Source organism: Gordonia liuliyuniae (assembly GCF_021738805.1).
Taxonomy (GTDB): Bacteria; Actinomycetota; Actinomycetes; order Mycobacteriales; family Mycobacteriaceae; genus Gordonia; species Gordonia liuliyuniae.
This window is the reverse complement of the sequence record NZ_JAKKOR010000001.1, coordinates 297,707-324,584: the sequence shown is the minus strand read 5'-3', so window position 1 is coordinate 324,584 and position 26,878 is coordinate 297,707. Positions and strand designations below refer to the sequence as shown.

Sequence of the window (26,878 nt, the reverse complement as noted above, 5' to 3'; positions counted from 1 at the left end):
ATCAGCCTACCGAGTCCGACAGGGTGCCGAAACGCCAGGTGGAATCCTCCTTGCCCGGCTTGAAGACGACGGGCTGGTCCAGACCGGGGTACGGCTCGACAGCCCCGGCAGGCACGACGATCCGCCCATAGACTTCCGCGGGCGAGGAATCGGCCGCCATGATCGTCCCAGCGACGGTGCACAGGCGGGCCCCGTCGCGGTCGGGGTCGCCGAGGACCGCGCTCGTGACCGTCATGACGCCTTCGACGTAGCCGCGTGCGGCGCTCGCACTGCCGAACCCCTGACCGCGGCGCGACATGTACAGCGAGACCACCGTGGCGATGAGGAACACGAGCAACAGCGCGGAGATCCAGTTCGGCATGGCCGCCATGGTACCTGCGAGTCTGCGTCGTCACGCCCGGTCGTGGCGGGTCGGTGCTGGTAGCCTCGTCAGCCGTGGCCACCCTCCCAGACGGTTCCGTGTACGCGTCCGATCTCGCCCTCGCGCTGGACCTGGCGGACGCCGCCGACGCACTCACGACCGCCCGTTTCGGCGCGCTCGATCTGCGGGTCGATTCGAAACCGGATCTGACGCCGGTCTCCGACGCCGACCTCGCCTGCGAGCGTCTGATCCGTGCCCGGCTCGACGCCGACCGCCCGAACGACGCGGTGCTCGGGGAGGAGTTCGGCGGCGACGCCGTCCTGGACGGCAGACAGTGGGTGGTCGACCCGATCGACGGCACCAAGAACTTCGTCCGCGGCGTCCCCGTGTGGTCGACGTTGATCGCACTGCTTGACGACGGCGTGCCCGTCGTCGGCGTGGTGAGCGCACCGGCGCTGAACCGTCGTTGGTGGGCGTCGTCGGGGGACGGTGCATTCGTGTCGTACGACGCAGGTGAGCCGCGACATCTCCGCGTGTCAGGAGTCGACGAGATCGAATCGTCGTCGCTGGCCTTCTCGAGCCTGTCCGGGTGGGCCGACCGCGGTATCCGCGACGATTTCATCGCTCTCACCGACCGCGTGTGGCGTGTCCGCGGCTACGGCGACTTCTTCAACTACTGTCTGGTCGCCGAGGGCGCGGTCGACGTGGCCGCCGAACCCGAAGTCTCGCTGTGGGACCTCGCCCCGCTCGACATCCTGGTCCGCGAAGCGGGCGGCCGGTTCACCGCGTTGGACGGGACACCGGGGCCGGCAGGCGGGAGCGCCGTCGCGTCGAACGGACGGCTGCACGACGAGGTGCTCGCTGCCCTGACGTCCGATCGCTGACCCGGCGAACGACGCTGCACTGAGCGAGTAGTGTCCCGGAAGTATGAGGTTCACCCATCTTCTGCACTCTTGCGTACTGGCCGAACACGACGGAACCCGAGTGCTCTTCGATCCGGGCACGTTCGCGTCCGGATTCGAGGAGTTGACGGGCCTCGACGCGATCCTGGTGACCCACCAGCACGCCGATCATGCCGATCCGGCGCGGCTTCCCGCGCTGGTCGCCGCCAATCCGAACGCGGTCCGCTACGCCGATCCGCAGACGGCCGCGCAGCTCAATGAATGCGGCGACGCCGGGATCTGGTCGGTGATCGGACCTGGCCAGGTGGTGCGTGTCGGCTCCGTGACGGTCCGCGGGACGGGTGGCCGACACGCGGTGATCCATCCGGAACTTCCAGTCGTGGACAACATCTCGTACATCCTCGACACCGACGAACAACCCGGGGCCTTCTGCCATCCGGGCGACGCGCTCTACATTCCGTTCGAGAAGATCGACGTCCTGGCCATCCCCGCCGCCGCACCGTGGCTCAAGCTCAGCGAACCCGTCGACTACCTGCGCGCAGTGAATCCGCGTGTCGCGTTTCCGATCCACCAGGGAGTGCAGTCGTCGGCAGGAGTCACGATCCACAACAGCCGTATCGCCGACATGGCGCCCGCTGGCACCGACTTCCGCACGTTGGAGGCCGGAGTTCCGACGCAGCTGTAAGGCCTGCGGTAAGGCACCACAGCACGGGGTAGACGCACCTATGAGCGATGCGCTGCCCGTCGGGGGTGACAACCTCCTTACCGGCGAGTAAGGTCAGTTCTTACTACGGAGTAAGAATCACTCCACCATTGAAATTCGCTCGAGAGACCTGGTGAGGAAATGACCACGAACACCGCACCCCGCGACGAGTCAGCCGTCGGCGCCGCACCCCACAAGCGCACCGCGATCGGCACGGCGATGCGCGTACTGACCGCGATCACCGGCTCCGAGGTTGCCGAGAAGTACGGCCTCCGTGAGCCCATCAATCGCGTCGCCTACGAGGCCACCAAGACGGGCTTCAAGACCCTCGGCGCCGCCAATCGCGCGTTCACCCAGGTCTCGGGCGCCGGGAAGCCGCAGCGCCCGGCGACCTCGTCCAAGGGCTACTTCGACCTGAATCCCGACGACGAGCAGTCGATGATCGCCGAGACCGTCAAGGAGTTCTCCACCGAGATCCTCCGGCCCGCGGCGTACGACGCAGACGCGGCCGCGAGCGCGCCCGAGGACATCCTCAAGCGGTCGGCCGAACTCGGCATCACCATGATCAACGTGCCCGAGGAGCTCGACGGTGCGGCGACCGATCGCAATGTGGTCACCAACGCACTGGTCGCCGAGGCGATGGCCTACGGCGACATGGGTCTGGCCGTTCCACTGCTCGCACCGAGTGGTGTCGCTACCACCCTCACCAACTTCGGCAGCGACAGCCAGCAGCGCACCTACCTGCCTGACTACGCGGGCGAGAACGTCCCGACGTCGGCCGTCGTGATCGCCGAGCCGAAGCCGCTGTTCGACGCTTTCGCCCTGGCCACCAAGGCGACGCGCGCGCCGAGCGGCTACCGACTGTCCGGCGTCAAGAGCTTCGTCCCGGCTGCGGGCAGCTCCGAGCTGTTCATCGTCGGCGCTCAGCTCGACGGCCGTCGGGCACTCTTCATCGTCGAGTCGGACACCAAGGGTCTGTCCGTCGAAGCCGATCCGGGCATGGGTCTGCGCGCGGCGGGCATGGGCCGCCTGGTCCTCGACGACGTCTCGGTCCCGACCGGCGCACTGCTCGGCGAAGTCGAGGGCGATCAGGCCGCCGACGCATACCGCGACGTAGTCCGACTCTCGCGTCTGGGCTGGTCGGCGCTGGCCGTCGGTACCGCCACCGCGATGCTCGACTACGTGGTCCCCTACGTCAACGAGCGCGAAGCGTTCGGTGAGCCGATCTCCAACCGCCAGGCGGTCGCGTTCATGGTCGCGAACATGGCGACCGAGATCGACGGTCTGCGATTGGTGACGCTGCGCGGCGCGTCGCGCGCCGAGCAGGGTCTGCCCTTCGCTCGCGAGGCGGCACTCGCCCGCAAGTTGACGATCGACAAGGGCTTGCAGGTCGGCCTCGACGGCGTCCAGTTGCTCGGTGGCCACGGTTTCACCAAGGAGCACCCGGTCGAGCGCTGGTACCGCGACCTGCGCGGTGCGGGCATCGGCGAAGGCGTCGTCGTCCTCTGAGAGGGCGGACGATCAAGGAGCACACATGGCTATCAATCTGGAACTGCCAAAGAAACTGGACACGACGATCGACCAGGCGCGCCAGGCCGCGCTGCAGATCTTCCGTCCGATCAGCCGCAAGTACGACCTCGCCGAGCACACCTACCCGGTGGAGCTCGACACCCTCGCCAGCCTGTACAGCGGCCTCGCGGCGACCGGACAGGCGGGCGCGGGCGCAGCCGGTGGGCGCGGCGACGCGAACAAGGAGCGCCCGGAGGGCTACGTCGCCAACGGCGGCAACATGCAGTCGGTCCTCAACTCGATGTGGGCGTCGTACGGGGATGTCGCGCTGATGCTGTCGATCCCCTACCAGGGGCTGGGCAACGCGGCGATCGCCGCGGTCGCGACCGATGAACAGCTGGAGATGCTTGGCGGCGGCGACGAGGTGTGGGCGTCGATGGCGATCACCGAGCCGAGCTTCGGCTCCGACTCGGCCGCGGTCACCACGACCGCGACCCGCGACGGCGACGACTACGTCATCAACGGCGAGAAGATCTTCGTCACCGCGGGCTCGCGTGCATCGCACATCGTGGTGTGGGCGTCGGTGGACCGCAGCCTCGGTCGTGCCGCGATCAAGAGTTTCGTCGTGCCGCGCAAACACCCGGGCGTCACGATCGCCCGATTGGAGCACAAGCTCGGCATCCGTGCGTCGGACACCGCGGTGATCCGATTCGAGGACTGCCGCATCCCGAAGGAGTACCTCCTCGGTTCACCGGAGGTGGACGTCAAGAAGGGCTTCGGCGGGGTCATGCAGACCTTCGATAACACGCGACCGATGGTGGCGGCGATGGCCGTCGGTGTCAGCCGGGCGTCGCTGGAAGAACTGCGCAAGCTGCTGGAGGACGCAGGCGTCGAGATCGACTACGACCGCCCCGCTACCGACCAGTCGGCGGCTGCTGCCGAGTTCATCCGCCTGGAGGCCGATTGGGAGGCGTCGTATCTCCTAACATTGCGTGCGGCGTGGATGGCCGATAACAAGGAGCCGAACTCGCTCGAGGCATCGATGTCGAAGGCCAAGGCCGGACGCACCGGCACCGATGTGACCAACAAGGCCGTCGAGCTCGCCTCGACATACGGCTACTCCGAGCGCACGCTCCTGGAGAAGTGGGCGCGCGACTCGAAGATCCTGGACATCTTCGAAGGCACCCAGCAGATCCAACAGCTGATCATCGCTCGCCGTGTGCTTGGGAAGAGCAGCGCCGAACTGAAGTGACCTGAGTTCGTTCCATACGAGACCCCCGCCCTCTTTCGGGCGGGGGTCTCGTGCATGTTGTGACAAGTGGACGACGCTGCGCAACAACGGGTTCCGTCCACCACTGCACTTGGGACTGCATTCGGAACCGCCACTGCGATGAATGCTTGTGTGCCGGATCACTGTGAGGGTAGTCTCTCCCTCACATTGTGAAACACGTTCGTTTCACCCACACATTCACGAGGAGATACTTCGATGCGCCGACCGTTCGTCTTGACGCTCGTGGCCGCGGTGACGGCCGTTCTCACGGCGGGCGCCGTCGCCGCACCGGTGACGGCCGCACCCCAGAGCGCGACCCCGAAGATCGCGCCCGCACCGCTGCTCCCGCTCCCCCAGGAGCTCGACGCGTCGTTCTACCGTCCGTCGCCGAAGAGGCTCGCCGCCGCCGAGAACGGCGAGATCATCGCGGCCCGTCGCATCACCCCCGCCAATTTCGGCGCCGTCCCGATCAACGTCGACGCCTGGCAGCTCTCGTTCCGGTCGACGAACACGTCCGGTGAGGCGATCCCGGCCGTCACGACCGTTCTCAAGCCCCGCGGTGCCGTCAAGAAGGGCCCGCGCAAGGTGATCTCCATGCAGCTCGCCGAGGACTCGACGGCCGGCTACTGCGCGACGTCGTACGCCGTGCAGCATCTCAACGCGTCGTCACTCCTCGGCCAAGCCGTCGCCCCCGCCGAACTCCTGATCGCCCAGGGCTTCCTCCACCAGGGGTACGCCGTCGTCTTGCCCGACCACGAGGGTCCCGAGCACGCGTACGCGGCGGGGCCGCTCGGCGCCCGCATCACTCTCGACAGTCTGCGCGCCGCCAGGTCGTTCGCGCCGTCGAGCATCAGCGACGCGTCGCCGATCGGCCTCTACGGCTATTCCGGCGGAGCGATCGTCACCGGGCACACCGCCGAGATCAAGCAGTCGTACGCCCCGGAACTGAATATCGTCGGCGCGGCCGAAGGAGGCGTGCCCGCCGACCTGAAGGTCGTGCTCAATGCCGCGCAGAACAACGTCACGAGCGGCCTGGTCCTCGGTGCGATCGCGGGACTGGCCCGCGAGTACGACTACTTCGACAAGTTCCTCGACACGCGCCTCAACCCGGCCGGCAAGGCGCTCCTCGCCGCGAAGGGACCGCTCTGCGTCCAGTACCAGGCGCTGACGTTCCCATTCCTGAACAACAAGGGATTCATCAACTGGCCCGGCGACCCGCTCGCGGCTCCGCCCGTCAAGCGGGTCCTCACCGAGACCAAGATGGGCAGCGTCCGACCCGACATGCCGATGTACATCTGGAACTCGGCGCTCGACGAGGTGATCCCGGTCGGCCAGGTGGACACCATGGTCCGTTCGTACTGTCGCACGGCCGGACCGTCGATCACCTACACGCGCGATCACCTGTCCGAGCATCTGATCGGCGAAGTGTCCGGCGCGCCGATGGCATTGCTGTGGCTGAAGGACCGACTCGACGGCAAACCCGCCGCGTCGGGCTGCACGACCCACGACGAACTCTCCATGGCGACCGACGCGACGTGGTGGCCGACCTTCTCACAGACGATCGGCGCGGATCTATCGGCACTTTTCGGCGCCGCCCTCGGCAAGGGGAAGTGATCGGCCGCCCCACGCGGCGGGCGCCCCACTAACCTGGTGCAGTGACCGAGACCCGAAGCTACCGTGGCCGATCGATCGACGAACGCCGTACCGAACGACGCGAGCGCTTCCTCGACGCCGCGTTGACCCTGTTCGGGACGACCGGGTACGCCGCCACGGCGGTTCCCGCGGTCTGCAAGGCCGCCGGGCTGTCGTCGCGGCAGTTCTACGAGCTGTTCTCCGATCGCGAAGATTTGCTCCGCGCGCTGTATGACCGGGTGCAGGACGAATCGACGGCGGCTGTCTCCGAGGCCCTGGACGCGGCATTGAGCACCAGCGGAATCACCGTCGAGGAGGTGCTCGACGCCGGTATCAGAGCGTTTGTCGAGTACTACGCGTCGAGTACCGAACGCACCAGGGTGAGCTTCGTGGAGGTCGTCGGCGTGAGCCCTCGCTTCGAAGATCACCGGCACGCCCGGCGCGGCGAGTGGACGACGCTGCTCGACTCGGTGACCACCCTCGGACACGAGCGCGGTCTCGCCCTCAGCGCATCGCCGCCCCTCGTGTGGAGCGGTTACATCGGTGCAGTGAACGCGCTGATCGTCGAACGCTCGGTGAACCCGGACGTGACGGTCGATGAGCTGATGGACGCCATGCGCCGCCTGCTCCGGCCGGGCGCCATCGGGTGATTAGCCCGGATCTCTACTGTCTAACCCTGCCGGCTACGGCTTCACGAAAGCTTTGGCACTCGAACCGCTCCTGGAGAACGGTTCGAGTGCCATCGTTCGTCAGCGGTGGCCGACCTGCATCCGAACCCGGGCGACGGTCAGTGACCGAGCTGGTCGATCAGTGCGTCGAGGACCGCCGGGTCCTCGATGGTCGACGGGACCGCGTACTCCTCGCCGTCGACGATCTGCCGCATCGTCTTGCGCAAGATCTTCCCTGAGCGGGTCTTCGGCAGCGCGTCGACCACGGTGACGTCGCGGAAGGTCGCGACCGCACCGATCTCGTCGCGCACTCGCTTCACGAGCTCGGTGCGGAGCGTGTCGCCGTCGATGTCGACTCCGGCCTTGAGGACCACGTAGCCGCTGGGGCGCTGGCCTTTCAAGTCGTCGTGGATGCCGACCACCGCACATTCGGCGACGGCTGGATGCGCGGCGACCACCGCTTCGATCGCACCCGTCGACAAACGGTGCCCGGCGACGTTGATGACGTCGTCCGATCGGCCCAGCACAAACACGTAGCCGTCGGAGTCGATGTAACCGGAGTCGCCCGTCAGGTAGTAGCCGTCGAAAGTGTTCAGGTACGACGCCCGGAACCGGGCCTCGTCGCGCCACAGTCCGGCGAGCGTGCCCGGCGGCAGCGGCAGTCGGACGACGATGTTGCCTTCGCCGCCCGCTGCGACCGGCGCGCCAGCCGCGTCGAGGATCTCGACACGGTAGCCCGGAACCGGGACCGTCGGCGATCCGGCTTTGATCGGCATCGGTTCGAGGCCGCACAGGTTCGCCACGATCGCCCAGCCGGTCTCGGTCTGCCACCAGTGGTCGACGACGGGCACGCCGAGGACCTTCGACGCCCACGTGAACGTGTCGGGGTCCAACCGCTCGCCCGCCGCGAACAGAGTGCGCAGCGATGAGACGTCGTACTTCGCGAGTTCGGCGGCGTCGGGGTCGGCTTTGCGCACGGCGCGGATCGCGGTCGGCGCGGTAAACAGCGCGACGACACCGTGGTCGGAGATCACTCGCCAGAACGCGCCCGCATCCGGGGTGCCGACGGGTTTGCCCTCGTACATGACGGTGGTGGCCCCGACCAGCAGCGGGCCATACACGATGTAGCTGTGGCCGACCACCCAGCCGACGTCGGACGCAGTCCACCACACCTCGCCGGGTGAGATGCCGTAGACGTTCTTCATCGACCAGGTGAGCGCGACGGCGTGGCCGCCGTTGTCGCGCACCACACCCTTCGGCTTACCCGTCGTGCCCGACGTGTAGAGGATGTACAGCGGATCGGTCGCGGCGACAGCGGCGGGTTCGGCCGGCGCCGCGCCTGCGACCTCGGCGTCCCAGTCGAGCCATCCGTCGTGGTCGGCTGCCGACCCGGGGACCTCGTCGCGGTTCTTGACGATCACGGTGCGCGGCGTGATGGCGGCCTTCTCGATCGCGGACGCGACGAGGGGCAGGTATTCGATGACCCGACCCGGCTCGAGGCCGCCGGACGCGGTGACGAGAGCGACCGGTTCGGCGTCGTCGATTCGGGTCGCGAGCTCGGGTGCGGCGAATCCGCCGAACACCACCGAGTGGACCGCGCCGATGCGCGCGCACGCGAGCATCGCGATCGCGGCCTCGGGGATCATCGGCATGTAGATGACGACGCGGTCGCCCGCGGCGACGCCCTGTGCGGTGAGGACTCCGGCGAAGCGCGCGACCTCGTCGAGCAACTGCCGGTAGGTGTACCGCTTCACCGTGCCGGTCATCGCCGAATCCCAGATCAGCGCGTCCTGGTCGCCGCGGCCGGCAGCCACGTGTCGGTCGAGTGCGTTGACACTCGTGTTGAGCGACGCACCGGGGAACCATCGGTAGATCGGGGCGGCGGTATCGTCGAGGGCCGCCGTCGGCGGGCTGATCCAGTCGACATCGCGGGCTGCGTCGAGCCAGAAGCCCTCCGGGTCGTCGGTACTGCGGGCGAACTCGTGCGCGTAATCGGACATGGGTCAACGGTATCGGCCGACCCCCCGATCATGAGTGCGGTTCGGCGTCGGAACGCCCTTCCGGATCGACCAACGGGCGCATTCTCCCGGTGAGCGGTACCACTTTTACGGTGTGTGACCAGTCACAACAAGACTGTTTCAGATCACGGATCGATAACGGCCCGATGAAGCCGATGACCTGCGGAAACCCCGGACGCACCCTCGCTTGCTCCAGCTAGCACATTGTGACTGGCCCCACGAAACCCGGTGTGACCTTAGCTTTCACAGCACGTAGCGTCGCCTCCGACCCGTTGAGCGGCACCGATGAAACTGGTGCCGAACCGATACAGGAGCACATCTATGAGCTTGAAGAAGATCGCCATCCGTACCGCCGTCGCCGGCGCACTGACCGTCGCACCGCTGGCAATGACCGCGGGCATCGCGTCGGCCGACACCGGCCATAACTGGGATGCCGTCGCCGACTGCGAGAGCGGCGGCGACTGGTCGATCAACACCGGCAATGGCTACTACGGCGGACTGCAGTTCTCGCAGGAGACGTGGGCGGCCAACGGCGGCTCCGGCAGCGCCTCGGACGCGTCACGCGAAGAGCAGATCCGCGTCGCCGAGAACGTCCTCGCCACGCAGGGCCCCGGCGCGTGGCCGGTGTGCGGCGCCTACCTGTAGGTCAGCCCCACGAGCGTGACTGCTCGACGATGAAGCCCGCGATGATCACGGCGCTTCCCCCGACCTCGCCCACGATGAGCGCCACCATGGCCGCCGTCATCGTGGGCGAGTTCGGATGCATCTGATTGTCGGTGTCACGCAGCGCGCCGTGCAGACAGTACGACGCGATAGCCGAGACGAAGAAGAATACGACGACCGCCAGCGCCACCGTGTTGACAACGGTGCTCCAGGCACTGAACTGGACGAAGGTGGCGAGCAGCCCGGTCGCGAACGCGTACATCAGCGCGGCTCGGTGCGCGATGTCCACGTAGATGTGCGCATGCCCGGTGGGGCTGCGCATGATCTGTGCGAACTTCCACACGCCGAGCAGCAGTGCCCAGAGGAAGATCACGCCGGCCGCGATCAACGCCACCTGTGTGGCGGTCGTCAGAGTCATGGGTCGATGATGTCATGCAGTTCGCGGGCGTCGTCTGACGACGTTCTCCAGCGGCGACCGCGCCGCCACCCACGCGCCGGCGTCGACGTCGACCCATGTCGCGACCTCGACCGCTGCGCGCAGGTCGGCCAGCAGGTCGCGACAGTGGATCGGTTCGTGATGCGCGGCCCGGTTTCGGACGGTGACAAGCCCGGCGAGGTTGCGTTCCACTCGGAGACGTCGTTCCCGGATGTCGCGGTAGCCGTTCGGGAACGCCTGGTTCAAGGCGGGCACCCACAGCGGCGTCAGATATCGCTGGGCCACCAGGCACCGCCAGAATCCGAAGCCGAGTTCGGCGACCGCCTTTCCATGGAAGTCGTTCCCGCCGGTCGACGACTCGGCCGCACGGCACGCGCGTTCCAGGTCGGCGAGCGCTCGACCGTCGACTGGGATCGTGTCGAACCAGGAGCCCTCGCCGCGGCGCGCGGCCCACGCCGTCAGCTGCGAGTCCATCGCGTTGCGTACGATCACCTCGACCATCGCGACGGTCACCAGAACAGCGGCCGACGCGACGGCGTTCCAGTCGTACAACCGCAGCGCCCCGTGCAGGTCACCACGCGCTGCCACCCGGTAGGACCGTAGGCGGATCGGCGTGATCGCCCGCCCCACCGCGCCCTCGTCCCACTCCAGCTGCCACTCCGGCTCCGGTTCCAGCGCTGCTGACATCTCGACACCCCCGTATCGCCGACTCGCACCGAATGTACGGCGCGCCTACGACAGCGGCGGGTTAAAGGCCACAGCGGCAGCGTCGCCGGACCATGCGCGCGACCGGACACGAGAAAGAAGAAGACCCGCACCGTCTCCGGTGCGGGTCTTCCTTTAGTAGCGGGGGCAGGATTTGAACCTACGACCTCTGGGTTATGAGCCCAGCGAGCTACCGAGCTGCTCCACCCCGCGTCGCCTTCTTGCATCATTATCGTACCGCACCACCCGCCCCTGCCCGAAATCCGCCCGGATGTTCGAGGCTGCGCCGTGGGCTCCGGTTCACGCCGCACGCCCCCAGGAAATGCGAAAGACCTCCTGGCCGGTAATCAATACCTGACCAGAAGGTCTTTCCTAGTAGCGGGGGCAGGATTTGAACCTACGACCTCTGGGTTATGAGCCCAGCGAGCTACCGAGCTGCTCCACCCCGCGCTGCGCCTGCCACGTTACACAGCGGTGAACAGCAGAGGCAAATCAATTGGCCGACAGCGTGACTGACGACACCTACGGGGCGGCCGATCAACCGCCCCACCTCGCTCAGCGCTGGCGCACGCCCATCAGACCGGCGAGCTGAGTGGCGATCGGGTTGAGGTTCAGCTTGTCGGGGTCGGCCTTGGGCTTGTCATCCCACGGTTGGACGAACTCCGGATTCGACAGGTCGGCGTTGTTGGCGCCACGCACCGCCGTCGGATTGCCGGTCTCGACTGCGCAGGCCGCCTTCGTGTTGAACGGGAAGTCGTCGTAGTTGATGTCGAAATCCGGGTCTTTGCGCTTGATCTCGTCGAGCATCTTCTGCGTGCTCTCGTAGCCGCGCGTGCAACTCGCCGGATTGCCGGTCTCCAGCACGATCCCGAACTTGATCTGGCCACCCCCGGACGACGTCGTATGGCTGCTCGCCGACAGCGACGACAGCATCGCGAACGTCATGCCGGTCGAGAACGACGTCGGCGCGATCTCGTGCACAGTCGACCCCAGTTGGTGGATCAGGGTCGTCGCGTCCTCACCGTTGGTGTCGAGGAAGTGCGTCAGCGCGCTCGCCGCGCGCGGGCCGTCGGTCAGGATCCGCCGTAGCGCCGGGTCGGACGACTCCAAGGTCGCGGCGACGAGGTCCAGGCTCTTGGACCATTCGAGGATCTGGTCGGACTGCTCGGCCTGCGTCGCCAGGACGGGGTTCGCGTTCGTGATGAGCCCGATGGTGTCGTCGAGGTTCTCCACGCCCGTCTTCGACAGTTTGTCGAGCGAGTCGATGAGTCGGCTCAGATTCTCGCCCTGGCCGTCGAACGCCTTGCCGAGTTCGGTGACGGTGGTGCGCAGCGCGTCGACGGGCACCGTATCGGTCAGCGTGATGGCTGACGCGAGAACCTCGTCGAGCTTCGGCGGGTACCTGATGTCGTCGATCACCGAGCCGTCGTGCAGGTACGGCCCCGTGTCGGAGGCGGGCTGGAGGTCGATGAACTGCTCGCCGATCGCCGACCGGTTCGCGACGACGGCCGCCGCGGACTCGGGGATCTTCGCGGCGCCGGAATCCATCACCATCGTCACCTCGATGCCGTCCGCCGTCATCTCCATGTCCCGGACCCGTCCGGCCGCCACGCCACGGTAGGTGACTTCAGCTTCGGGGAAGATGCCGCCCGCATCGTTCATCTGCAGCTTGACGCGGTAGACGCCGACGCCGACCGCTTCGTCCATTCGCGCATAGCGGATCCCGCCATAGATCGCGGCGACGATGCCGACGAGGAGGACGACGACCAACTGGATCTTCACCAGACGACTGAGCGGTGGCATGGAGGCCTTTCTCGTAGTGCCGGAACCCGACCATCCGACCAGTGAAGTCTAGGCGTCCGCGCCCACTGCGGACTACTCCCGAATCGACCGCGTGAGCAACGATCACAACACACATTGATGTGATCAGATTCACATTCGAGGTATGGTGAGATCCACCTGGACCGGACGAACGGCCCACGCACAGCAGGAGGCGACATGTCCAACTCTGATATCCACCACCGCGAACCGCACGGAAATCATCCGATGAGCCTGATCGCGTTCGGTCTACTGCTCATCGGCGGTGCCCTCTCGGCACTGTGGGTCATCACACTGGCCGGCCTGCCTGAGAACCGGACTTTGAACATCACCTACGGTGTGCTCGCGTTGGGCTGCCTGGTGTCCACTGCGATCATCTTCCGATACCTGACCGCCCACCTCCACCACTCGCCGGTCATGCCGGACAACACACCGTCCGAGATCGAACGCTATCTGTCGAAGGTTCGCTGAGTTCCCTGGAGACGGAAGACGGCGCCCGCTCCGAGAGCCTCGGAGCGGGCGCCGTCGTTCGCGCGCGGTGCGCCGGCGTCAGTTCCCGGCTTGGGGGTACTTCGCCAACGCCTCCTTCAGATTCTTCAGTGCCTCACCGATCTGCGCGAGGTCGCCGCTCTTCTCGGCCTGCGTCATCTGATCCACAGCTCGACGGAGTTCGGTGACTGCCGCGTCGTCGGGGGCGTCGGACGGTGTGGGCGTCGACGGCACCGACTGGCCCGTCTGTCCCTGCTCCTCGTCACCGTCCCCGCGCTCGGCTTCCGGCTCGGTGGCCAGACGCGGATCGATCCCCGACTGCATCAACGCTTCACCGATGGTGGGCGCAGCCCCGATCTCGACCTGCCCGTCCGGAGCCTTGTAGTACGTCAACATCCGGAACACCTTCGGCATGGCGGAGTCGCCGGCCTTCGACTCGGTGTACAACGGCTGGACGTACAACACGCCGTTCTTGCCGACCGGCAGGGTCAACAAGTTGCCGTAGATGACGTTGACCGAGCCCGCGACGAGCGTGATATCGCGTGCGACGGCGTTCTTCATCGCTTCCTGCACCTGTCGCGGACCGACCGTCTGCGAGTCCGTCGGCGTGGTCAGCACCGTCAGCTTGCCGTAGTCGGCCGGGTCGGACGCCGCCGTGATGTAGGCGGCGAGGTTCTGCCGTCGGAGCGGCGTCGTCACCGACGTTAACTGGAACGACGGTTTGCCACTCCCGTCCGGGTTGGCCGCCGTGAAGTAGTACGGCGGCTGCGGCAGGTTGCTGTCGTCCGCGGTCGGATCATTCGGCACGGACCAGAAGTTGTTCGCCTGGTAGAAGTCCGACGGATTGCTTACGTGGTATTTCGTCAGCAGTTCGCGCTGCAACTTGAACAAGTCCTCCGGGTACCGCAGGTGGCTGAGCAGGTCCGGCTGCTTGTTCAATTCCGAACGCGGCTTCACCGTTCCCGGGAACGCCTTCATCCAGGTCTTCAGGACCGGATCGTTCTCGTCGAACTGGTAGAGCTCGACTTTCCCCGTGTAGGCGTCGACGGTGGCCTTCACCGAGTTCCGGACGTACGAGACGTCCTTGTCGGCCTGAGTCCTGCCCGACTCGCCCGCGTTCTGCGCCCGCGAATCGGTCGTCGCGTCGGCCAACGCCATCCGCTGCGCGTACGGGTAGTTCTTCAACGTCGTGTAGCCGTCGACGATCCACTTGATCGATCCGTCGGCCATGACCGCCGGATACGTCTTCGAATCGGTGGTCAGCCACGGAGCGACCTTCGACACGCGGTCCCGCGGGTCGCGGTCGTAGAGGATGCGCGAGTTGTCGTTGATCGCGTCCGACAGGACAAAGTTCCGCTCGCCGTACTTGATCGCGTACAGCAGCCGGGTACCGATGTTGCTGAGTGCGACACCGCCGTCGCCGCCGTACGTGTACCGGACGCCCTCCTGGTCGTACTCGGTCTTCTCCCCGTCCTTGGAACCGACGATCGCGTAATCCGGGTCGACGTTGGAGATGAGTTCGCCGAAGTAGATGCGCGGCTGCTTCACCTGGATGGGCGCCGACTTGTAGTCGGGTTTGTTGATCGTGTCCAGGTCGGAGACATAGAACTTGGGGAGCCCGCCGCTGTCCGAACTCGCCGCGTCCTTCGGCGGCGCGTCCACCGTGTTCGCCGGCGCGGCGATGAACCCGTTGCCGTGCGTGTACACCGTGTGCTTGTTGATCCAGTTCTGCTGGCCCTCGTTGAAGCGCGACGGGTCGAGCTCACGCGCGGCGACGATGAAGTCCCGCATCTCCTTCTGCTGGCTGCCGTCGTCGGCCACCATGTACCGGTCCACGGCGAGCTGGCTCGGGAATCCGTAGAAGTTGCGCAGCGACTGGCGCTGCACGAACGAGCGGGACACGACGGCAGGGTCGAGCACTCGGATGTTCGAGAGCGTCGAGACGTCGCCGTTCACCGCGGCCGGGTTCGCCGGATCACGCGTCCAGTTCGACTCGTATTCGACGTCTTTTCCGGAACGGACCCGGTAGGCCGACGTCGTCGCGTCGATGTTCCGTTCGATGTACTCGGCTTCCTTGCTCGCAGCACTCGGCTTCACCGAGAACTGCTCCATCGCGGCAGGCCAGATGACACCGATGACCAACGCCGCCAACAGCATCAGGACAGTCGCCATCGCCGGGATCCGCAAGTCGCGCAAAAAGATCGACGCGAAGAATGCGAGCGCGCACACGATGGCGATGGCCATCAGGATCAACTTCGACGGCATCACGACATTGATGTCGGTGTAGGTGCCGCCGGTGAAGATGTCACCGCGTCGATCGCTGCTGAGCAGGTCGTACCGGTCGAGCCAGTAGGCGACCGCCTTGAGCAGGATGAAGATTCCGACGATGACCGCCAACTGGATGCGTGCGGTGCGCGACACCACGCCTCGCCGCCCGCCGCCGCCCAGGCGGATGCCGCCGAACACGTAGTGGGTCAACAGGTTGCCGATGAAGGCGACGCCGACCGCGACGAACGCCAGGTTGAGGATCAACCGGACGAACGGCAGCGTGAAGGCGTAGAAGCCGATGTCCATACCGAACTGCGGATCAGTCTCACCGAACGACTCGCCGTGGATGAACATCTGGATCGTCGCCCACGACGCCTGCGCCACGAGTCCCCCGATGAGCCCGAGCAGAATCGCCGGGATCAACGCGGTGAGCCACGGCTTCCGACCCGCGACCGCCCGATAGCGTTCGAGCGGATCGGCGGGCCCCGCCATCGGGACGAAGTCGGGCCGACCCCGGTATGCGACATAGACGCCTGCGAACACGATGCCGCCGACGACCAGCGCGGCGACGAAGAACGAGATGACTCGAGTCCACACCATCGTCGACATGACGCCCGAGTATCCGAGGTCCGAGTACCAGAGCCAGTCGGTAATGATCGCGACCAGGCGAGGCCCGATCAGCAGGATCAGCAGCAGTGCGACACCGATTCCGATCAGTATTTTCGATCTCCGCGACAGCGTCGGTCGTCCGATCGGACCGCGTGTACCAACCACGTTGAGTTCTCCTGTTTCATTGAGGCCACCGCCGGAGCAGGCACCGGCTCATCCCCTACCCTACTGATCCGGTCGAATCCGGCCGACACGACGACGTCCGGCTTCACGAAGCCCGGGTCTCCTGTGACAATGGCGTCGTGACTTTCGGATCCGACTCTCCCCAGCGTTTCTCCCAAGCCGATCTCGGCAACGCCCTCGCCCAGTGCGCCGGCTACGCCGCCGCGAGCGAGTGGGGTTCGCCCGCCACCCTGTTCGCACTCGTCCCGACTGCGGTCCTTGCCCAACAGGCACCGGGCCTGGTGGACGACGACGACGATTCGGCGTTGAGTCCGGTCGTCCAGGAGTCCGGCGACGGTGACCTCGAATCACTCCTGACCGCGGTCAGTTGGCCCGACGCGGTGGTCGGCTGCGCCGTCGTCACCGAGATCACGGTCCTGCCGCCGGAGGCCGAGTCGACGCTCGACGAGGCCTTCGAACCGCTGCTCGCCGACCCGGACGCCGCAGACGCCGCCGCGCGCGAAGCCGCGAAGTCACATCCGGAACGTCGGGACGCTCGCCTCATCGCGGGGGTGCTGCGCAGCGGTCAGCGCGTCGCACTGCTGTCCTTGCGCGCCCGCGACGGCGAGGACCGCTCCGTCGAGGCCGATCTGCGGACTCACCCGACCCTTGCGCCGAACGTGTTGGAAGCGCTCGCCTCGACGTTCTGAACGCCTCGGCTAGCAGTGCGGGCGCGGCTTGTCTGTGCCGAGCGTCTTCAGCGCGTCGACCGCGCCGCCGAGCGTCTCGATCTTGACCAGTTCGATACCGTCCGGAGCCTTCGACTCGGCGAGCGAGCAGTTGCCTGCGGGCACCAGGAACACCGTCGCACCCGCCTCTTTCGCTGCGCGGATCTTGTGGTCGATACCGCCGATCTCGCCGACAGTCCCATTCGGATCGATGGTGCCGGTGCCTGCGACGAACTCGCCGTGCGACAGATCGCCGGGCGTCATCTGGTCGATGATCGACAAGGTCATCATGGTGCCTGCCGACGGCCCCCCGATGTCGCCGACGTCGAACGTGACGTCGAGAGACGGATCCGCGGGCACCGACCGCATGGTGATGCCGAGGTACGCCTTGGCGGGGTCGTCCGGCCGCTTCGCCAACGTGACCTTCGCGGTCTCCTCGGCTGTTCCACGCAGGAATACGACGTCGACGGTGTCGCCTGGCTTGTGCTCGGCTAGAACGTGCGCCACGTCGGCCATCGTCGTGACGGCGGTGCCGTCGATCGACTTGACTCGGTCGCCTGCGGCGAGCACCGTCGACGCTGGCCCCTTGTCGGCGATCTCCTTCACCCCGATCGCAGTCGGCTTGTTCAGGTAGTTGAAGGCGGCCAGGGTCGCATCGTCCTCGCTGGTCGACATCTGCGCGAGATTCTCCTGACGTACTTCTTCCTCGCTCGTGCCCGGCTTGTAGTACGACTCGCGCGGTTGCAGCTCAGCCGACGGCGACAGCCACTTGCCCAACGCCTGGAACAGGGTGAGACCGTCGAGCAACGACACCGTCGTCAGGTTCAAGTTGCCCTTCGGGTTCGGATCCACGGCGCCGGCTACCTTTACCACCCGTTCGGGTCCGGCATCGGTCTCCACAGTGCCGAGGGTGTTGACGGTGGGACCGGGGCCGAGTGAGACGTACGGGACCCGGACGAACATTCCGACGGCGATGAACGCGGCCAACAGAATGACCGCCACATAGATGGTGATGATCCGTCGGCGGTTGGGGTTGCTCGTCATCTGGCCCAGGGTAATCGAGCGCGCTGCGCCGAGCCCGGCGGGAGGCGCTCGACGAACGGTACCGTGGAGGCATGAACGATCTCCCCTTCGGGTTCTCGTCGCACGGCGACAACGACGACGACCGTGATGACAAGGCCCAGAATCCGGGTGCGGCAGGCGGTTTCGATCCCAATATGCTTGGACAGCTGTTCAACCAGCTCGGCACCATGTTCAGCGGAATGGGTTCGGGCGCTGGCGGCGGAGCCCAGTCCGGTCCCGTCAACTACGAGGTCGCGGCGAACCTCGCGCGCCAGCAGATCGGCGACTTCACTCCGATGGTCGACAAGGAGGCGTCCGCCGTCGCCGACGCCGTCCGACTCGCCGAGGTGTGGCTCGACGAGCAGACCACACTGCCCGCAGGCATCACGACCACCGCGGCGTGGACGCCCGTCGACTGGTTGGAGAACTCCATGCCGACGTGGCGCACACTGTGCGACCCGGTCGCCGAACAGATGGCGCGCGGCATGACCGACAACCTCCCCGAAGAGGCTCGCACGATGGCCGGGCCGATGCTCGGCATGCTCAGCCAACTGTCCGGCAGCATGTACGGCAGCCAGCTCGGGCAGGGCCTCGGAACGCTCGCGAAGGGCGTGCTGACGTCCACCGACATCGGCTTGCCCCTCGCACCCGACAACACCGGTGTGCTGCTGCCCGAAGCGGTCGCCCGCTTCTCCGAGGGCCTCGATCTCCCAGCACAGGAGATCATCGTGTTCCTCGCGGCCCGCGAAGCCGCGCACGTCCGCCTCTTCACGCACGTGCCGTGGCTCAAGCAGCGGCTGCTGGCGACCGTCGAGCAGTACGCGCGCGGCATCAGCATCGACTTCTCCGGCATGCAGGACCTCGCACAGGGCATCGACCCGCAGGAACTGTTCACCGACCCCGAGAAGATGGAACAGCTGATGGGTTCGGCTGCGGCATTCGAGCCGAAGACCACCCCCGATCAGCAGGCTGCGCTCAACCGACTCGAGACGCTCCTCGCCCTCGTCGAAGGCTGGGTGGAGACCGTCGTCTCCGCGGCCCTCGGCGACCGTATCCCCAGCACCTCGGCCCTCACCGAGACGATGCGCCGCCGCCGCGCGACCGGCGGTCCCGCCGAGCAGACATTCGCGACCCTCATCGGTTTGGACCTTCGTCCGCGCAAGCTCCGGGAGGCCGCCGATCTGTGGCGCAAGCTCACCGAGGCATCCGACGTCACCGTGCGCGACGGTGTGTGGGGCCACCCCGACCTGATGCCCGACTCCGACGACATCGATTCCCCCGCCGGGTTCATCGACAGTGTCATCGGCGGCGGCACCTCGTCGTTCGACGACCCGATCGCCGAACTCGAGCGGACCATCGCCAAGGAGAAGAAGGAGCGCGGGGACACCGGGGAACGCGGCGACGAAGACGACGCCTGACGGTAGCGCCTGTGGAATTCATCCTCGACGGAACAGTGCCACGGTGACATCGTGAGGCTATGACGTCGGGGGGCGAACTGACACTGCCGGTTCTCGTGCCGGGAATACCGGTGCTGGCGCGCGGCGACTCCGGGGTGCACGTCGGATGCGATCCGCGATCGGCGATCGTGCTCGCCCTGACACCTGGAACCGATCCGCGCGCCGTCGCCGACCTCCTTCAGGCACTGCGCGTCCCGGTCCGTTACCGAGACATCGCCAAACGGGTACGCGCCGCAGGACTCGACGCAGCGTCGTTCCGCGCGATGGTCGACCGGCTCGTCGCCGCGGGTAAGGCTGCCGTCGTCACGCCACCGAGGATCATGCCCGTGCACGTCCTCGGCTCCGGTGACGTCGCGACGGCCCTGTCGGTGTCGTTGAAGAGTGCGGGCGTCAAGGTCCACGGCACCGCCGACGGCGCCGGACTCGTCGTCGTCGCCGACCAGCCGGTCCCCGACCCGATCCTCGTCACTACCCTGATGGCGTCGGCGACACCGCATCTGAGCGTGCACCTCCGTGACGGTGTCGGGATCGTCGGCCCGCTCGTCCTGCCGGGCACGTCGGCGTGCCTGCGGTGCGTCGACCTGTACCGCGCCGACCTCGATCCGCAGTGGCCGGTCCTCGCCGCGTCGATGAACGCGATCGCGGGCTACGCTTCGTCCGCCGTCCTCGCGGCGACCGTCGCCGTCGCGTGCTCGCAGATCGAGGAGATCACCGCGGTGTCGGCCCGCGCGACACCTGCCTGCGTCGGTCGAACGTTCGAATTCTCCGACCACCCGGCACGGCTGTCCTCGCACGCTGTGACCCCGCACTCGCGGTGTATGTGCGTTGTTGCATAGCTCACCTGATCCCAATTCCGGGCCGTCCACTATCCTCAGAGGCGGCGAAAGGACACCATGAGCGACATCACTCGCGGCCAAGGCCGTCGTAACGCGAAACTGGCATCGCTGCCACTGGGTATGGCCGGTCGTGCCGTCGGCGGATTCGGCAAGCGTATGACCGGTCGGAGCAGGGACGAAGTCAACGCCGAACTCATGAGCAAGACCGCGGAACAACTGTTCTCGGTCCTCGGCGAATTGAAGGGCGGCGCGATGAAAGTCGGCCAAGCCCTGTCGATCATGGAAGCGGCGATCCCCGACGAGTTCGGCGAACCATTCCGTGAAGCGTTGACGAAACTGCAGGCCGAGGCTCCGCCGATGCCAACCGCCACCGTCCACAAGGTCCTCGACCAACAGCTCGGCACCAAATGGCGCGAACGATTCGTCTCCTTCGACGACGAGCCCGCCGCGTCCGCCAGCATCGGCCAGGTCCACAAGGGTGTGTGGAAGGACGGGCGCGCCGTCGCCGTCAAGGTCCAGTACCCGGGCGCCGACCACGCGCTCAAAGCCGACCTGAAGACGTTGAGCCGCATGTCGGGTCTCATCCAGAAGTTGTCGCCCGGTACCGACGTCAAATCCATGTTCGACGAGCTCATCGACCGTACGGAGGACGAGCTCGACTACATCTCCGAAGCCGACAACCAGCGCGCGTTCGCGAAAGCCTTCGACGGCGACCCCGATTTCGTGGTCCCGAAGGTCGTCGCCAGCGCACCGAAGGTCATCGTCTCCGAGTGGGTCGACGGTAAGCGGCTGTCGAAGATCATCACCGACGGCACCCAGGAGGAACGCAACGCTGCCGCGACCAAGATGACGACCTTCGAAGTCAGTTCGCCGTCGCGCGTCGGACTCCTCCACGGTGATCCGCACCCAGGCAACTTCTTCGTCCTCGACGACGGCAGGTTCGGAATCCTGGACTTCGGAGCGATCGGCCACTATCCGGACGGCCTTCCCGCACAGACTGGCCAGATCCTCGCGTTGGCCCGCGACAAGAAGTACGACGAGTTGCGCGACCTCATGGTCGAGCACGACTTCATCCGTGCGTCCCACGCCGACCGGGTGACCGCCGACGATCTCGCGAATTATCTGCAGCCGTACGTCGACCCGCTCTACAACGACACCTTCCACTTCACCCGCAACTGGCTTCAGCGCGCTGCCGGCCAGGCCACCGACCTCACGGGCGACGTATACAAGACCTCGCGCAACCTCAACGTCCCCCGCGAGTACGTCATGGTGTTCCGTGTCCTCATCGGCTGTGTCGGTATCGCCGCCCAGCTCAACGCCGAGGCGCCGTACCGCGCGATCATGGCGGAATGGGTGCCAGGCATCGCTTGAGCCTCGTCCCGCTGTTTCCTGATTGAGAGGCAGGGGCGCGGTGTCGGTCTCTAGCGCCTTGCCCCGGCCGCGTTTTATCGGCGGCATTCGTCAACCGACACCGCTCAGGACGAACAGCACGGTATAGCGCGGTGCTCGGCCTGAGCGGTGTAGGTTCTGTGAGACGTGCGCGGCAGAGCGTCACGCGACCGGGTTCTTGCGTGGGCGGCCACGGGGACGCTTGCGGGCGACGACGGCGCCGCCGGAGAAGATCTCTCCGCCCCAGACGCCCCACGGTTCGGCGTTCTCAAGTGCGACCTCGAGGCACTGCACACGGAGCGGGCACTCCTGGCAGAGTGCCTTGGCCTGTTCGAGGTGGCCGGGTTGTTCTGCGAACCACAGATCGGCTTCGGCGCTCTGGCAGGGCAGTTCGATGGCTTTTCGCCGGGCCGAGTTCGGCGACAGCATTGGGGTACTCATGAAGTCGGGCTTTCTCATCTGGTGATGAACGGGTGTTCTCGATGTGAACCCCGGCCGACTCGATCGACGAACGAGTAAGGCCACGGTTCGCTTATCGCGATTCGCCGTGGCCTCGTCGGTTCCGTGCTAGCTGGTGACTAGGTGGTTCGGAACGGCTGTCGACAGCCGAGACGGGGTACGGGGAATCGCCGGCGCGCTCGCGCGACAGCTCCTGCTGCTGCAGCGGCGTCTGGTGCCACATGCCAGGTGTTCTTGATCATTTCGCGCAACTCCCTTCCGTCTTCGTCTCCACCACACGCCGAGATGGGCGTGTCACTTACTCGGACTACTCTATGCGCGAGCTCAGACTCGCACAACCTATTTTCTACCTGCGGTTTTGCCGACTTCTGGTCAGCCGAAGAGACCGTCGTCGACGACGGCGAGGACTTCGGCTCCGATGACGTCGGTCCGTTCGGCTCCGAAGCCGCGGACCGCGGCCAACTCGTCGAGGCCGGTCGGGAGTTCCGTCGCGATCCGCCGGATCATCATCGTGCTCATCACGTTGACCGGTGCGATGTCTTGTCGTTTCGCGTAGTCGGCGCGCCACGCCGTCAACGCTTTGACCACGTTGCGGTCCGGTTCCTCGCGAATCTCGTCGAGCCGGGCGGCCGACGACGACGGGAGCAGCCCGTCGAGGAACTGGGAACGTCTACGGGACGAGCGGCGTCCGTCGCCGCGCGACAGACTCCACGACAGATGCAGGTTCTCGCGTGCCCGCGTCACCCCGACGTAGAACAGGCGACGTTCCTCTTCGATCTCCTCGCGGCTGCCGGTCGCCCGTCCCAGCGGGACCGACCCCTCGTGGAGCCCGGTGAGGAACACCGCATCCCATTCGAGCCCCTTGGCGGCGTGCATCGACGACAGGGTGACCCCGTCGACGACGAGCGCATGCCGTGACTTCGACCGATTGTCGAGCTCTTTGACGACTGTCGGGAAGTCAGCGGACGGTCGCTCGGCTGCGATGCCTTCGACGATCTCGACGAGACGCAACAGCTGCTGCCACCGGGCTTTCGCGTTGGCGCCCGCCGGCTCGGCTTCAGTGAGCCCGACGGGGGCGAGCACGTGACGTACGGCGTCGATCACCGTCATCGGCGGCGGTGGACCTTCGGCGAGCGTCGTGAGTCGGCGCATGGCGGCGACGATCTCGGGCCGCGCGAAGAACCCTTGATCGCCGCGTACCTGGTATTCGATGCCGGCCTCAGACAACGCTTCCTCGTACTGCTGGGATTGCGCGTTGACCCGGTACAGGATCGCGATTTCCGTCGCGGGCACACCGGCGCGCAGCAGCTTCTTGCACTCGGCGACGACGCACACGACTTCGCTTGCGGCGTCCTCGTTCTCGGAGAACACCGGCGTCGGCCCGGACGCACGTTGACCGACGAGCTGCAGCCGTGTTCCCGCGATACGGCCGACGGCGTTGCCGATCACCCGATTCGCCAGGTCAACCACTTCGGGTGTGGAACGGTAGTCGCGTTGCAGACGGACGAGGGTGGCCTCCGGGAAGCGGCGGGTGAAGTCGAGCAGGTAGTCCGGGGTCGCGCCGGTGAAACTGTAGATCGTCTGGTTGGCGTCGCCGACCACCGTGAGGTCGTCGCGCTCCCCCAGCCACGCGTCGAGCAGATTCTGTTGGATGGGCGTGACGTCCTGATATTCGTCGACGACGAAACTCCGATAGCGTGTCCGGAACTCTTCGGCGATCGACGGCTCGGCCTGCAGGATCATCGTCGTGTAAATGATGAGGTCTTCGAAGTCGAGGAGTCGGTCGCCGTCCGGCGACACCTTCGCGTCCTCATAAGCAGCGAACACTTCGGCGACCGTCCGCGCATCGGTCGGCAGGTCGCGGTGGCCATCGGCCGCTGCCGCGGGAAAGTCGGCGGGCCCGATGTTCGACGACTTCGCCCATTCGATCTCCGACGCCAGATCACGGATCAGATCGCGGTCGGCCGAGTCGAGGCCTGCATCCCGCGCGACACGAGAGACGAGCCGAAACTTGTTGTCGAGGAGCTCCCACCGGGCCGACCCCATGACGCGGGGCCAGAAGTACCGGAGTTGGCGCAATGCTGCGGCGTGGAAGGTCTGGGCGACGACCGTCCCGCCAGGACCGGACACCCCGAGGCCCGCGAGTCGCTCACGCATCTCGGCCGCGGCCCGCGCCGTGAACGTCACCGCCAGCACTTGGGTTGGATTCACCTGTCCCGACTCGATGAGGTGAGCGATCCGCCGCGTGATGGTCCTGGTCTTACCGGTGCCCGCCCCGGCGAGCACGCACACCGGGCCCCGGGGCGCCGTCACCGCCGCACGCTGCTCGGGGTCCAGTCCGTCCAGTGCGCTCGTCCGAGTCTCTGCCATCACCGCCACATCCCGACACTCTCACACGCCCCCGACAACTCTCGGCTGGCCGACGCGCGAGCGCGAACGGAGCGAGTGGTCCGCCTACATCAACCCCAGCTTCGACATCACTTCGCCGACAGCGGGATTCGTCGCCGTCGACCCGTCACCGTACAGTGCGGTCGGCACGACGTGATTGCCGCCGTTGACGGAGCCGACGAATTCGGCCGCGTCGGGGTTGGCTTCGATGTCGATCTCGGTGTAGTCGACGTCGTTGCGGTCCAGTCCGGCTTTGAGTCGGTTGCAGAACGGGCACCAGGTGGTGGTGTACAGGGTCAGTGCGGGGTTCGTCGCGTCGCTCATACGGTCAATCCCAGCACATCGCGGGCGGATCTCACCACTTCGGGGCACCCTCACGCGCGCGGCGCGTGTGCCCACGATTCGATGAGGCTGCGGGCGATCGAGATCGATCCGGGCACCATCAGTCGGGTGTCGGGGTCGTCGGCTCCCCAGTCGGCGTTGCGGTCGAGTGCGGCGAGCACGTCGTCGCGGTGGAACCATCGAGCATCGCCGAGTTCGCCGTCGCGGAGTTCGATCGGCTCGGCGGGATCGCCGACGGCTTCGAAACCGCACATGAGCGACCGCGGGAAGGGCCACGGCTGGGAGCCGAGGTATCGCGGATCGTGCACGGTGATGCCTGCTTCTTCGAGGGCTTCACGTCGCACGCACTGTTCCAGGGACTCGCCGGGTTCGACGAAGCCGGCGAGTGTGGAGAACCATTTGTCGGGCCACACGGTCTGCCTGCCGAGGAGGACGTGGTCGGCTCCGTCGTGGATCACCATGATGACGGCTGGGTCGGTGCGCGGGAACTCGTCGACTCCTGCGTCGTTGCGCATCAGCCAGCCGCCTTGCGCCGGGGCGGTCGTCGAACCGTCGACGGGCGAATGTCCGGCGGCCCGATGCCAGTTGAGCATGCCGATAGCGGTGGCGAGGAGCCCGGCGTCGTCGTGCGACAGGCGGTGTGCGCCGGTGCGGGGGTCGGCGTGGTCGCCCGCCACGTGGTCGACTCGGACAGCCCACCGGTAGCCGTCGGCGTCGCCGAGGAACACGGCGTGTGCGGGCGGCTGGTCGCCGTCGGCGTACTGCCAGGCGATGGCGCCGTCGGCGTCCACCGGGTAGCGACCCTGGTGGTCGACGTGGAGCACTGCGGCTCCGACCCATGCTCGGGCGAGTCGGTCGGGATGTTTGCGGATCTGGTCGGCGCGGTCGAATGCGGCGCGCGCCAGCATCGGGGGTTCGATGAGTTCGAACGTCGCCATCAGGCGGGGCCTCCCTGCCGGACGTAAAGGAGTCGGTCGCCCACCTCGATCGCCTCGACTTCGGGGTCGCCGACCCGGTACAGCTTGCCTTCGCGGACCACGCCGAGGACGAGGTCTTTGGTGTGTGCAGGCGAACCGCCGGATTCGGCGGGCTCCACTTCGCGTTCGGCGATCGCGTAGCCCTCTTCGGGGCTGAGGAGATCTTCGACGACTTCAACGACCGACGGTGTGATGGTCGCGATGCCGAGGAGACGTCCGGCGGTCTCGGAGGAGACGACGACGGAGTTCGCGCCCGACTGACGCATCAGGTGCGTGTTCTCGGCTTCTCGGATCGATGCGACGATCTTGGCGCGCGGGTTGATCTCACGGGCGGTGAGCGTGGCGAGGACCGCGGTGTCGTCGCGATTGGCGGCGATGACGATCGCGGCCGCGTACTGGACACCCGCCAATCGCAGGACGTCCGACTTGGTGGCGTCGCCGCGGACGGTGACCAGGCCGTGGGCGGCCGCGGCTTCGAGCGCCGCGGTGTCGTTATCGACGACGACGATCTCGGCGGGCTTGCCCCCGTCCGCGATGACCGCGTCGACGGCGGTGCGTCCCTTGGTGCCGTAGCCGACGACGATCGTGTGGTTACGCACGCGGTTCCTCCAGTTCTGGATCTTGATGGCCTGCCGGGACCGTTCGGTGAGCACTTCCAGGGTCGTACCGATGAGCACGATCAGGAACAGCACGCGGAGCGGCGTGATGAAGATGACGTTCACCAGTCGCGCGGACTCGGTGACCGGCGTGACGTCGCCGTATCCGGTGGTCGACAGGGTGACCGCCGAATAGTAGAGCGCATCGAGGTAGCTGAGCGCGGTGCCTTTCGCGTCCCGGTACCCGCCGCGGTCGAGGTAGACGACGACGGAGCAGACGAAGAGCGCGATGAGCGCCCACAGGATGCGTTTGCCGATCGCCCGCGCCGGGCTCTGTTCGAGCTCCGGGATCCGGACGACGCCGACGAGCGCGTAGTCGGGCTCGTCTACCAGGCCGCCTCTGCGACGCAGTCGTTTGCGCACAGGCTGAG

General features: G+C 66.6%; 24 protein-coding genes and 2 tRNA genes. 12 read left to right on the top strand and 14 right to left on the bottom strand.

Features of this window, described 5'->3' with window-relative positions:
- Window position 1: 1 nt before the first annotated feature.
- Entirely contained in the window at window positions 2–361 is a 360-nt protein-coding gene (locus L5G33_RS01445) for a hypothetical protein (RefSeq protein WP_236996356.1), read from the bottom strand.
- A 74-nt stretch (window positions 362–435) separates the two neighbouring features.
- Here L5G33_RS01445 and hisN point away from each other — a divergent pair, with 74 nt between their 5' ends.
- The 6 genes from hisN (at window position 436) to L5G33_RS01415 (ending at window position 7,027) form a co-directional block, all read left to right on the top strand.
- A complete protein-coding gene (gene hisN / locus L5G33_RS01440) occupies window positions 436–1,245 on the top strand; it encodes a histidinol-phosphatase (RefSeq protein ID WP_236996355.1) in 810 nt (269 codons plus the stop codon).
- A gap of 43 nt (window positions 1,246–1,288) precedes the next feature.
- Entirely contained in the window at window positions 1,289–1,948 is a 660-nt protein-coding gene (locus L5G33_RS01435; RefSeq protein WP_236996354.1) for an MBL fold metallo-hydrolase, read from the top strand.
- Window positions 1,949–2,107: 159 nt separating this feature from the next.
- Entirely contained in the window at window positions 2,108–3,475 is a 1,368-nt protein-coding gene (locus L5G33_RS01430) for an acyl-CoA dehydrogenase family protein (RefSeq protein WP_236996353.1), read from the top strand.
- A 25-nt stretch (window positions 3,476–3,500) separates the two neighbouring features.
- On the top strand, window positions 3,501–4,727 hold the full coding sequence (locus L5G33_RS01425; protein ID WP_236996352.1) for an acyl-CoA dehydrogenase family protein: 1,227 nt from the start codon (window positions 3,501–3,503) through the stop codon (window positions 4,725–4,727).
- Window positions 4,728–4,961: 234 nt separating this feature from the next.
- Entirely contained in the window at window positions 4,962–6,359 is a 1,398-nt protein-coding gene (locus tag L5G33_RS01420; protein WP_236996351.1) for a lipase family protein, read from the top strand.
- Window positions 6,360–6,400: 41 nt separating this feature from the next.
- Window positions 6,401–7,027, top strand: coding sequence for a TetR/AcrR family transcriptional regulator (locus L5G33_RS01415; RefSeq protein WP_236996350.1), 627 nt, complete (start codon window positions 6,401–6,403; stop codon window positions 7,025–7,027).
- Window positions 7,028–7,164: 137 nt separating this feature from the next.
- Here the strand turns inward: L5G33_RS01415 and L5G33_RS01410 are convergent, their stop codons facing one another.
- Window positions 7,165–9,045 (bottom strand): acetate--CoA ligase, encoded by a 1,881-nt coding sequence (locus L5G33_RS01410; protein ID WP_236996349.1) that lies wholly within the window; start codon window positions 9,043–9,045, stop codon window positions 7,165–7,167.
- Window positions 9,046–9,384: 339 nt separating this feature from the next.
- Between L5G33_RS01410 and L5G33_RS01405 the strand changes: the two genes are divergently transcribed.
- A complete protein-coding gene (locus tag L5G33_RS01405; RefSeq protein ID WP_236996348.1) occupies window positions 9,385–9,708 on the top strand; it encodes a transglycosylase family protein in 324 nt (107 codons plus the stop codon).
- Between the two features lies 1 nt (window position 9,709).
- On the opposite strand, the gene L5G33_RS01400 is transcribed toward L5G33_RS01405, so the two are convergent.
- The 5 genes from L5G33_RS01400 to L5G33_RS01380 form a co-directional block, all read right to left on the bottom strand.
- Window positions 9,710–10,144 carry a hypothetical protein gene (locus L5G33_RS01400; RefSeq protein ID WP_236996347.1) on the bottom strand — a complete coding sequence of 145 codons (435 nt, stop codon included), beginning with the start codon at window positions 10,142–10,144 and terminating at the stop codon, window positions 9,710–9,712.
- Window positions 10,145–10,156: 12 nt separating this feature from the next.
- A complete protein-coding gene (locus tag L5G33_RS01395; protein WP_236996346.1) occupies window positions 10,157–10,849 on the bottom strand; it encodes a hypothetical protein in 693 nt (230 codons plus the stop codon).
- Window positions 10,850–11,006: 157 nt separating this feature from the next.
- Window positions 11,007–11,080: transfer RNA gene (locus L5G33_RS01390), tRNA-Met, on the bottom strand.
- Between the two features lie 163 nt (window positions 11,081–11,243).
- Window positions 11,244–11,317 (bottom strand) — tRNA-Met (locus L5G33_RS01385).
- Window positions 11,318–11,422: 105 nt separating this feature from the next.
- On the bottom strand, window positions 11,423–12,670 hold the full coding sequence (locus L5G33_RS01380) for an MCE family protein (RefSeq protein ID WP_236996345.1): 1,248 nt from the start codon (window positions 12,668–12,670) through the stop codon (window positions 11,423–11,425).
- 195 nt (window positions 12,671–12,865) lie between these two features.
- Between L5G33_RS01380 and L5G33_RS01375 the strand changes: the two genes are divergently transcribed.
- Window positions 12,866–13,156, top strand: a complete 291-nt coding sequence (locus L5G33_RS01375) for a hypothetical protein (RefSeq protein WP_236996344.1) — start codon at window positions 12,866–12,868, stop codon at window positions 13,154–13,156.
- A gap of 78 nt (window positions 13,157–13,234) precedes the next feature.
- Here the strand turns inward: L5G33_RS01375 and L5G33_RS01370 are convergent, their stop codons facing one another.
- Window positions 13,235–16,216 carry a UPF0182 family protein gene (locus L5G33_RS01370; protein WP_236996343.1) on the bottom strand — a complete coding sequence of 994 codons (2,982 nt, stop codon included), beginning with the start codon at window positions 16,214–16,216 and terminating at the stop codon, window positions 13,235–13,237.
- A gap of 137 nt (window positions 16,217–16,353) precedes the next feature.
- Between L5G33_RS01370 and L5G33_RS01365 the strand changes: the two genes are divergently transcribed.
- A complete protein-coding gene (locus tag L5G33_RS01365; protein WP_236996342.1) occupies window positions 16,354–16,923 on the top strand; it encodes a PPA1309 family protein in 570 nt (189 codons plus the stop codon).
- A gap of 9 nt (window positions 16,924–16,932) precedes the next feature.
- On the opposite strand, the gene L5G33_RS01360 is transcribed toward L5G33_RS01365, so the two are convergent.
- Window positions 16,933–17,985: a YlbL family protein gene (locus L5G33_RS01360; RefSeq protein WP_236996341.1), complete on the bottom strand. Its 1,053-nt coding sequence runs from the start codon at window positions 17,983–17,985 to the stop codon at window positions 16,933–16,935.
- 71 nt (window positions 17,986–18,056) lie between these two features.
- On the opposite strand from L5G33_RS01360, the gene L5G33_RS01355 reads away from it, so the two are divergent.
- From L5G33_RS01355 to L5G33_RS01345, 3 genes are read left to right on the top strand one after another with little or no spacing between them, the layout of a single operon-like run.
- Window positions 18,057–19,421 (top strand): zinc-dependent metalloprotease, encoded by a 1,365-nt coding sequence (locus tag L5G33_RS01355; RefSeq protein WP_236996340.1) that lies wholly within the window; start codon window positions 18,057–18,059, stop codon window positions 19,419–19,421.
- Between the two features lie 59 nt (window positions 19,422–19,480).
- Complete coding sequence (locus tag L5G33_RS01350) at window positions 19,481–20,296, top strand: hypothetical protein (RefSeq protein ID WP_236996339.1); 816 nt, start codon at window positions 19,481–19,483, stop codon at window positions 20,294–20,296.
- Between the two features lie 57 nt (window positions 20,297–20,353).
- Complete coding sequence (locus L5G33_RS01345) at window positions 20,354–21,667, top strand: ABC1 kinase family protein (RefSeq protein WP_236996338.1); 1,314 nt, start codon at window positions 20,354–20,356, stop codon at window positions 21,665–21,667.
- A 180-nt stretch (window positions 21,668–21,847) separates the two neighbouring features.
- Here L5G33_RS01345 and L5G33_RS01340 read toward each other — a convergent pair whose 3' ends face one another.
- The 5 genes from L5G33_RS01340 to L5G33_RS01320 form a co-directional block, all read right to left on the bottom strand.
- Window positions 21,848–22,126 (bottom strand): WhiB family transcriptional regulator, encoded by a 279-nt coding sequence (locus L5G33_RS01340; protein WP_236996337.1) that lies wholly within the window; start codon window positions 22,124–22,126, stop codon window positions 21,848–21,850.
- 390 nt (window positions 22,127–22,516) lie between these two features.
- On the bottom strand, window positions 22,517–24,514 hold the full coding sequence (locus L5G33_RS01335; protein WP_236996336.1) for an ATP-dependent helicase: 1,998 nt from the start codon (window positions 24,512–24,514) through the stop codon (window positions 22,517–22,519).
- An 84-nt stretch (window positions 24,515–24,598) separates the two neighbouring features.
- On the bottom strand, window positions 24,599–24,856 hold the full coding sequence (locus L5G33_RS01330; protein WP_236996335.1) for a mycoredoxin: 258 nt from the start codon (window positions 24,854–24,856) through the stop codon (window positions 24,599–24,601).
- Between the two features lie 50 nt (window positions 24,857–24,906).
- Window positions 24,907–25,812 (bottom strand): NAD(+) diphosphatase, encoded by a 906-nt coding sequence (nudC, locus tag L5G33_RS01325; protein ID WP_236996334.1) that lies wholly within the window; start codon window positions 25,810–25,812, stop codon window positions 24,907–24,909.
- Window positions 25,812–26,870 carry a potassium channel family protein gene (locus tag L5G33_RS01320; protein ID WP_236996333.1) on the bottom strand — a complete coding sequence of 353 codons (1,059 nt, stop codon included), beginning with the start codon at window positions 26,868–26,870 and terminating at the stop codon, window positions 25,812–25,814. The genes nudC and L5G33_RS01320 overlap by 1 nt, the downstream gene beginning before the upstream one ends.
- Between the last annotated feature and the right edge of the window lie 8 nt (window positions 26,871–26,878).